The sequence below is a fragment of the Hymenobacter sp. genome (assembly GCF_036387835.1).
In the GTDB taxonomy this organism is placed as follows: domain Bacteria; phylum Bacteroidota; class Bacteroidia; order Cytophagales; family Hymenobacteraceae; genus Hymenobacter.
In genome coordinates this window covers 1-7,077 of the sequence record NZ_DASVSY010000101.1, presented here as the reverse complement: position 1 = coordinate 7,077, position 7,077 = coordinate 1, and the positions used below count along the sequence as shown (strand labels likewise).

Annotated in this window: 7 protein-coding genes and 1 pseudogene; 2 read left to right on the top strand and 6 right to left on the bottom strand. The window is 52.0% G+C overall.

The features are described 5' to 3' along the window. A pseudogene (locus VF639_RS25515) lies at positions 1 to 134 on the top strand (IS701 family transposase); the annotation flags it as partial. Positions 135 to 185: 51 nt separating this feature from the next. On the opposite strand, the gene VF639_RS19445 reads toward VF639_RS25515, so the two are convergent. The 3 genes from VF639_RS19445 to VF639_RS19435 all read right to left on the bottom strand — a co-directional run bounded on the left by VF639_RS19445 (position 186) and on the right by VF639_RS19435 (position 1,185). Further along, complete coding sequence (locus VF639_RS19445; protein WP_331147604.1) at positions 186 to 524, bottom strand: hypothetical protein; 339 nt, start codon at positions 522 to 524, stop codon at positions 186 to 188. A 42-nt stretch (positions 525 to 566) separates the two neighbouring features. Further along, positions 567 to 806, bottom strand: a complete 240-nt coding sequence (locus tag VF639_RS19440; protein ID WP_331147603.1) for a hypothetical protein — start codon at positions 804 to 806, stop codon at positions 567 to 569. Between the two features lie 112 nt (positions 807 to 918). After that, the gene (locus VF639_RS19435; RefSeq protein ID WP_331147602.1) at positions 919 to 1,185 is read right to left on the bottom strand and encodes a hypothetical protein; all 267 of its coding nucleotides are present in this window, start codon (positions 1,183 to 1,185) and stop codon (positions 919 to 921) included. Between the two features lie 127 nt (positions 1,186 to 1,312). Here VF639_RS19435 and VF639_RS19430 point away from each other — a divergent pair, with 127 nt between their 5' ends. Beyond that, on the top strand, positions 1,313 to 1,759 hold the full coding sequence (locus tag VF639_RS19430) for a helix-turn-helix domain-containing protein (RefSeq protein ID WP_331147601.1): 447 nt from the start codon (positions 1,313 to 1,315) through the stop codon (positions 1,757 to 1,759). 279 nt (positions 1,760 to 2,038) lie between these two features. Here the strand turns inward: VF639_RS19430 and VF639_RS19425 are convergent, their stop codons facing one another. The 3 genes from VF639_RS19425 to VF639_RS19415 all read right to left on the bottom strand — a co-directional run. Continuing rightward, positions 2,039 to 2,842, bottom strand: a complete 804-nt coding sequence (locus VF639_RS19425; RefSeq protein ID WP_331147600.1) for a terminase small subunit — start codon at positions 2,840 to 2,842, stop codon at positions 2,039 to 2,041. A gap of 559 nt (positions 2,843 to 3,401) precedes the next feature. Continuing rightward, entirely contained in the window at positions 3,402 to 6,071 is a 2,670-nt protein-coding gene (locus VF639_RS19420; RefSeq protein ID WP_331147599.1) for an SGNH/GDSL hydrolase family protein, read from the bottom strand. 427 nt (positions 6,072 to 6,498) lie between these two features. Then, a partial coding sequence (locus VF639_RS19415; protein WP_331147598.1) for a hypothetical protein occupies positions 6,499 to 7,077 on the bottom strand: 579 nt, incomplete at its 5' end.

Genomic DNA, 7,077 nt, shown 5'->3' with positions numbered 1-7,077 from the left:
CTGCCGTGTTGGCCTACACCAAACTGGAGGCCCTCAAGCTCAAGTGCGGCATCGGGCATTTTCGCCTCAAAGCTCAACTCTATGCCGTCGGCCTAAAAGCCATGTACCGGCAACTCGGGCAACTCCGTGCGTAACATCAGTGAATAACTAAGGCGGCCACCCGGCGAGGGGTGGCCGCTTTGTTTTTAGGCAGCAGCTTCAAACTGTGCCGGTGAGAGGTTGATGGGGGATACTTGATCGAACTGTTGCTGTGGCCGGCGGTGGCTGCGCCGTATCGTTTCCGGTAGCTCCGCAAGGGAGGCAACGTGGTAGGAGCCGGAGCCTACCCAGGTAGAGCTCAGCTGCAGCTGCCGGCGGAATGATTCGCCAGCCTTGCGGGCTTCCGCCTCGGCGTACTTCTTAGCGCGGGCGCCGGTACCGGAGGCCGTAGCGCTGCCGGCGAATTGGCCATTAATAGTGGCCGTTGCAGTCCACTCTCCATTTTTGAGGGTGGAGTTGATGATGATGATACCTTGAGCGTCCATCGGCGAGAATGGGTTAAGGATGAAAAAATGTATTGAAAGGGACTAGTGAGCTTGCATTTGAAAGGCCGCGCGGCGGGCGCGTTCCGTTTTAAGCACGAGTGGCGTTTCTTCTTTGAAGCGCGGCATGCTGAGGTTGATTTCCTCACAGCGGCGCTCCAATTGTTCCATATCTGCCAGCCTTACCAGCGGTTCCGGTAAATGCTTGGCAATCAGTTCAGCATAGTCAATGATGCTAGGCAGTGCGGGCCGTTGATCAGTGGTGAGAGTAAGGGTATAGCTCATCCGTAGTTGTAGATTATTGATGAGCCAAATTTATGAAGTATTTCATATTTCACAATAACAAACATGAAAACATTCATTAATTCGGGCAAAAAAATTCATGCCCTCATTCTCCCTAAGCTGCGGCCATAGACCCCGTTGGCACGAAAAGACGCTTCCAGAAGAAAAGAAGCTCCCAATCCTCTGATCCGTACAATTTCACATTGTACATATGAGTGCGGCCTTTCTTGGTCTTTAGATGAGGAAATTCACGTCGCGTAAAGGCGCCATAATCATCTGACATATGAGGCGTAACCTTTGCCAGTTCCTCCCTAAAGAGTTTTAACCGTTGCTCCTTGGGTAATTCAAGAATAGCATTAAGGTTATTCTGAGATACTTCCATATGAAAGGCTTTGTATTTTATGAAATTTGCTCTACGTTTGTCCCTTAGTTGTGGACAAAAACGACTCAAATATATGAGAAGTTTTGTCTAACATGAAATTAATCATAGGACTGTATTAATCGTATTAATGGAAGGGATTAATGAAAGGCTTGCTCTGTTGCGGGAAGCAATGGGCAAGACTAAAACCGATTTTGCCCGGTTCACCGGCATTGAGCAGAGCCGTTACTCTAATTTTGAAAGCGGTAAAAACAAGCCGGCCCAGGATGCCCTTGCATTGCTTGCCGAGAGAATTCCAAACCTCAATTTTCATTGGCTGCTTACCGGAAAAGGCCAAATGTTCACTGACCTCAAACCGGACGTAGTAAAGCAGCCGGTGATGAGCCCATTACAGGAAAGCCAGGAACTAAAGGAAATGAGGCGGGAGCGAGACTTATGGCGGGAGATGGCCCTCACCTTGGCCAAGTCACCCAGCGCCGGCTTAGCAGCCACCGGCACCGATGCCCTAAATTTCGAAATGAGTAACCGACTGTCAGCAGAGCTTACCGAGGCCACCCCCTTGAAAATGGTGTCTTAGGTAACTCTATCGGTTACTCTGCCTTATGCACGTTTCATAAGGTGCTGTACAAGAATATGTTAGTAGCAGTAGGGTTCATGAGCCTGCAGCTCCACAGAAAACGCCGCTTCCGGTTTGGGAGCGGCGTTTTTGTTTTCCGGGGGTACAGCTAGGGGTACATAACAACAAAATGGCTCTGATACTGTATCTTCGAAGTACCAACCCGGAATAGTTGCCAGCTTGCCTCGGAAGGACAAAGGCCCGCTCCCATCAATGATGAGGGCGGGCCTTTTAATTTGGCTACATCTGTACTTCTTTTTCGGAAGATGCTAAGGGCGGGCCACTATTAATGATTTCCACTTTGGCATTGATGGCTGCAATTGGTCGGAGTTGTTCATTATCCTGTTTGTAGGCTCCTGCAATACGAGCCAGCTTGTCAAGCGCAGCATCTGGATCCCGTAGCTCGATTGCAAAGCCGTGCTGAGATGGCTTGATAGATTTGGCCAGATCAAGTACGCCACGGCGCTTCGCTTTCATAAGGTCGAGTTCTAAGACCTTCTTAGTTTCTGGAGGGCCATCAATAATCCGAAAAGCTGATGTGTCTTTCTCCAGCTGCAGTTGATAGTTTAGAATCTCAACCCGACGCTGCTTTACCCATTGCTCATGCTGCTCCAGTTCTTTAGCCTGATCATCAGCACTGGTGCCAAGCAGTGGCCAAGAGCGCGTCATCAACTCATACTGATACCTGATACTCTCTTCTGTAGCCGCAATAGCTTCTTCTAGGGGCTGCTCAATCTTGGTAGGACTAGCTACTTTACGAATGCTATAGAAGTCATCGAGGGTTGCTCGGCTCACCCGGTCCCACCGAGCAGCAATTTCTTCTGTAGTAGGCGCCGTGTCTTGTAGCCGTTCTCCCAACGCTTTGCGAACCTTTGCGTTTCGCAAGCAATTGTGTGCTTCGACAGCAGCGCCGGCCTTGTTGTAACCCGCTTCAATAGCTGCTTTGCGGCCGCTCATGTTGGGTTCAAGGCATAGGGCATCTACGAAAGCTTTCTGCTTCGCGGTTAGCTGCTCATAGGCGGATAATTCAGGTTCTGTTACCATACAGCTAAGCTCTAATCAAACTGAGCTATTGCCAAGCGTTAGCTAATGAAACCGTCGCGGACGTAGGGCAAAGCGTCACGTAATAAATATTGGTTAGGAAGCACAATAAAGAATGGTGCTATTACGTTATAGTTTAAAATTTTGGTGATGGGAACGACCTTTGAAAACTCTAGTGTGCATGATGAAGATGACGCTATCATTGTCCAAGCTGCTTCATATCAAGAGGCACTAAGCGAAGCCACGATAATATTCCTTCAGCGCCAGGAAGCCCAACCAACTTATGATATGATATTGGCTCCAAATAAGTGCCAAGAAGTAAGTGAGGGGGTTTACAGATTTCCTTTCACTAAGCGGCCTAAATGGGCAAGTGATCATCTAAAAGGAAACACGCGTACTTAACCTAAAAAGCCTCCTGCATCTACAGGAGGCTTTTTAATTACGTGAAGATTAGTCTGTGTTTGAGCCCCTAAATTGCCCTATTTTAGGGCCGTGGCGTGGAACAACCTACTCCCCCGTATCCCTGCCTTGACTGGGAAGAGTGGAATCAGCAGTTCAAAGATTAAGCGAGTGTTATAAGTCGGTCAGCAAACAAGAATTTGCCCGCCACTTTGCGGAACTCGATGGTGTGTTGCCCTAGCGTGAGGCCCGTAATACTGAATGCGACGCCTCCTAAGCCGCCGAATTGATTCACCGAGACCAAGTACGAGCCGTAGAAGTTGCCATCTACATAGACATCCCCGGCGTTCTCTACCTGAGAACTCGTTACCCAGGCAAAGCCTGTGAAAGAGCCGGTGAAACGTGCTAGGTTGGTGGTTGCGGAGTACCCCACCCCCATATCCAAGTACCGCAACGAGCCATTATAGCTGCCATTGCCAGCAAAGGGAGTCCAGCCACCACCTGCTAGTTCGTATTGCGTCTCGTCGTAATCGCCGTTGATGTTACCAGTAAACTGCACCGAGCTAAAGGAGCCATCGCCACCTGACGTTGATTGCAGCCGCACCGAATACGTGGCGCCGCTGGCAATCTGTGAACCCGTTAGGCGCCCCCCAACCGTGTCGCGTATGGTCAGCGGCTGCCAAGCGCCATCATCCGTCAACCGTTCCTCATACCCCTGCCAACCTGGCCCCGCATCGTCCCAGGACGGCTGTCCGATTAAGTTGACGCTTAGGTTTTTGGGTTCTTTGGTTGCTGGAGCGCCGCCACCACTGGCTGGTACGCTTTGCCCCGTAATGCCTGCCAATAAGTTTTGCGCGGCAATGTAGGCGCCTGTATCATTAAAGTGCAAGCCATCTGCCAGCCTTGCCGATGCGGTGCTACCATCTACAACGCTGCTGGTATCGTGGTAGACAACAAACGAACTTCTTGCCGCTGCTACCTCTTGCAAAGCCGTGCGGTACGCATCGTAATTTTTGCTGCCCTCGCCATTCATGTAGTAGGGCCGGGCAATTAAGACGCGAATACTGGCATCCAGGAAATGTACTCGGTCTAGTAGGTTGGCGGCTGCAGTCTTGAAATCCGGTATGCTATACCCCGCATTGGCATCATTGGCCCCTAGTTGGTACACCAACGTTTTCAGATTTGCTCCTGCCAAGTAATCCGCGATCCGTTGCGCTTGCTCGTTTACGTCTGTTGGACTGGCTAAACTAGTATTAGCAGCCCGACCACAAAAACCAATCGTTGCTACTTCGTAAGACGGGGCAAGGCCACGTAGGTATGCTACGGGGCTGGTTACGCCCGGATTGGTGGTGCCATCGCCAACAAGAATGGAATCGGATAGCATCGCGATTCGGTTGGCTTTGCGGGCAGGCAGCGGCTGGAGAGTGTAAGCAGCGCCTGTGGGCAGCGTGACACCAAGCACATACGTGCCGCCAAAAGTGGTGCCTGTTAAGGCCATTGCCACTCCTTCAACCGGCGTATAAATGTGGGATTGCCCGTCTGTTTTTAGCGGTACAACGAAGTCCGATACCCCCGCACTGGTTGCCGTTATAGTGGCAAACGGCGCCCCATCACAAAGAAGTGCTATTCGAGCTTTATTGCCCCCATCATACCCTGTGTTGGAATAGATCCTAAATGTAGCCGTATTGGCAGCCGTAGTGAAGGTGCGGCCTACGGCAGTGCTGCTGCGCATCCGGTAGCCGGTGCGGGCCTCATCATACATGGTTTGGCTGAACATACCCGCCGCCGAGTAGTCGATGACGTTTCCTGCTGGAGTAGTAGGCGCAGCCGGATTTACGGTCACTACCACATCATCCGTTTTGGTGGCTTGCTTATCGTCCGTAACCGTCAGACGAAACTGGTAGATGCCTTCGATTAAGTTGCTGGCTACCACGTTTTGCGAAGAAGCCGGCAAACCCGTGGCGTTGTTGGGTCCGGTTACCTGCGCCCAGGCATAAGCGGTAATGCTGCCATCCGCATCGGTGCCGGTGCCTAATAGGGCCACCTGATTGGTGGGCAGCGTTAAGGTAACGTCACTACCCGCATTGGCGACAGGCAACGTATTGCCCGGCGTAGGCGTGGCCGTTACGGTAAAGTTGGCCGTGCTCTGCCCGCTGCCCGAGGCAGTTGCTACCAACACTTTGCCCGTAGTAGCCCCCACGGGTACCGTTGCGCTGATAGTGGTTGCATTAAGCACCGTGAAGCTAGCGGGCGTGCCGTTGAAGCTGACCGAGCTAGCCCCGGTGAAGCCGCTGCCATTGATCGTGACCGAAGCCCCGGCCGGGGCTGATGAGGGAGAAAAGCCCGTAACGGTAACGGCTGAAACCACGGGCGTAGTAGAAGTTTCAGCTTTCCGAAAAACCAGCCGCCACTGCCCATCAATGAAAGTATAGCGGTCATAGGCCTTTTGACTGATGGAGTGAAACCATTGATCACCTGTTTTGTAGCCTACTTGGTCATTGAGGCCCGGCGCGTAAGGCTTATCCACAATCTCGTTACCGTCCAGCCCGTCTTGCCCATTCTGGTAGTCGACGCCCAGCTGGGGCGTTTTGCCAGCGGCGCCCTTCTTGTTGAACTTAAATGTCCAGATCCCGCCTGCCTTCTGGTATTCAGAGCCAGTTGCCGTGTCGGTGTACACGTCGTTATCAAAGCCGAGTACGCTCGATGGCACTCCGTTGCCGTACCGGGTTTCGCCGCGGCGCTGGATGGTGCCGACTATTTCGTCTAGTTGCCTCGTCATGAGGCTGGCCAGCTGCGGCCCGGTGACATTCGCGCCCGGTACGAGCGTAGCCAAGATTTCAGATCTAAGTTGATCTAAGGCTGCAAGGGCCTGTGTAGGTGTGGAAACAGTAGCTGACTCAGCCATTTTGTTAAGGATATTTAAGTGATGATTTTGAAAGTCTTATGCTTCTATTCCACGTGCCGCAGCATTCTGCGTAGCTGTACCGTGGTGATCTGTAGTTCTCGGGCAGTCTCACCGCGCGCCCGGGCCCGGCTCCAACTTGGATTGATAGCCAGTAGCTCGGCTACCCGCCGCGAAGCCTTCATGCACTCGCTAATGGGATAGGCTTTGGCCTTTGGAGGCTCGGGCGTGCGATTTATGTAGTCCAGTATCTGACGCCGTTCCTGAGGCTCGAGCTCGGCTAAGGCAAACCGTAGGTTAAGAGCGTGCAAGCGCCAACAGTGGCAGACTAGCGTTTCCAAAGCCTCCGCAGGATTAGCTACTTGATAGACTTGGGAAAGTCAGCTAGTAGGTCCTTTTGCTCCAGTTCAGGAATGACGCGGGTGTAAATTGCTTGAACATCTACCCTCATTAATGGCTGATCCATCTGAGTAGGACCAGTGAGGTTGTAAAAAGACGATAGGGATCTAACTAGGTTATCTAATGGCCAAGTATGTAGCCCTAAAGCGCGCATAACTTTCCTCGCCTGTTCGAACTGTTCAGATACCGTTTGGAAGTAGTCTAGCACCTTTTGTTTGTCTTCGCCCCATACCATGGTGCGGCTGTCAATCGCAGCACCTAAATCCAATTGGTAGTGGCCTGCCAACTGCTCAAAGGTTGGCCGGAATTGGTCCGGCAATGATTGCACGCTGTTGTAGGCAAACCGCAGGTTCGCTAAGCTGGCCTCCAGCTGCTCAACATCTTCGTAGCCGGCCAAATCAACCGTAGCGGCGGTTTCCTGCCGTAGCTTCTGCCGGCCGGTTTCGGTGCGCAGAATATCCCAGCGCATCTTCAGGCCGACATCAGCCTTTAGTAGTTCATCAGCAATGCGCAGCCGAATTATGCGCTTATGCGCCTC